The organism is Desulfurellaceae bacterium (assembly GCA_021296095.1).
Taxonomy (GTDB): domain Bacteria; phylum Desulfobacterota; class Binatia; order Bin18; family Bin18; genus JAAXHF01.
Genome location: JAGWBB010000128.1, coordinates 1 through 937, shown reverse-complemented (window position 1 = coordinate 937; position 937 = coordinate 1). Strand labels below are relative to the sequence as shown.

Genomic DNA, 937 nt, shown 5'->3' with positions numbered 1-937 from the left:
CCCTACCCGCCGATTCTGCTCGGCGCCCACGATCCCAAATACGCCGTCAAGCGGGTGGCCCAGTACGCCGACGGCTGGTGTCCGGGCAATCTGAGTCCTGAGCAGGCCGCCGAGTCGATTCCCGAAATCAAGCGCCTGGCCAGGGAAGCCGGCCGCGACCCGGACAGCCTGGAGTTTTCCACCCTGCTCATGGCCCAGGGGGACGGGCCGACGCTTGATACGATGAGGGCCTATGCGGACGCCGGCCTGAGCCGGCTGGTAGTCCTGGCTGCGGCAGCCGCCACGGGCAGCGGGGTCGAAGCGGTCAAGAGCCTGGCCCCGATTGTGGAACGCGCCCGGCAGGTGTAGGCCGTACTCCGATTGTGACGGCCGGACCGTTGACAGCAAAGGAGGGCAGCAATGGCAACACTCAATACCGTCTTGGGGCCGATTGACGCCGACCAGATCGGCGGCACCATGTCCCACGTGCATCTGACGATCGACATCATGTGCTGGCACCAGCCGCCGGACTCGGGCGTGCTCAGGGGACTGAGCGAGCGCAAAATCACCATGCAGAACCTGGGTCAGGTGCGCCGGAATGCGATGCTGTTCAAAGATAACCTGGTCCAGGACGACCTCGACCTGGCTGTTCAAGAGGCGGCCGAGTACCAGTTCGCCGGCGGCCAGACCCTCATCGACGTCGACCTGCCCGGCATGGGACGCGATCCGGCCGCCCTGCAGAAGATCGCCCGGGCGACCGGCCTCAATATCGTGGCGTCCACGGGCTGGTACGTGCAGTTCTCGCATCCGCCCGAAATCGCCGCCAAGAGTATCGAAGAGCTGACCGACATCATGGTCAAGGAAATCACCGTCGGTATTGGCAACACCGGCATCAAGGCCGGCAATATCGGCGAGATTGCCATGAGCGGCGCGCCCCACGAGGCTTGTCAGCCCGGCG

2 protein-coding genes are annotated in these 937 nt (G+C 65.2%); both read left to right on the top strand.

From position 1 onward, the window contains the following. Window positions 1-348, top strand: a 348-nt coding sequence (locus tag J4F42_20795; GenBank protein MCE2487959.1) for an LLM class flavin-dependent oxidoreductase, incomplete at its 5' end; no start/stop codon positions are given. A gap of 51 nt (window positions 349-399) precedes the next feature. After that, on the top strand, window positions 400-937 hold a 538-nt coding region (locus tag J4F42_20790), incomplete at its 3' end, for a hypothetical protein (protein MCE2487958.1).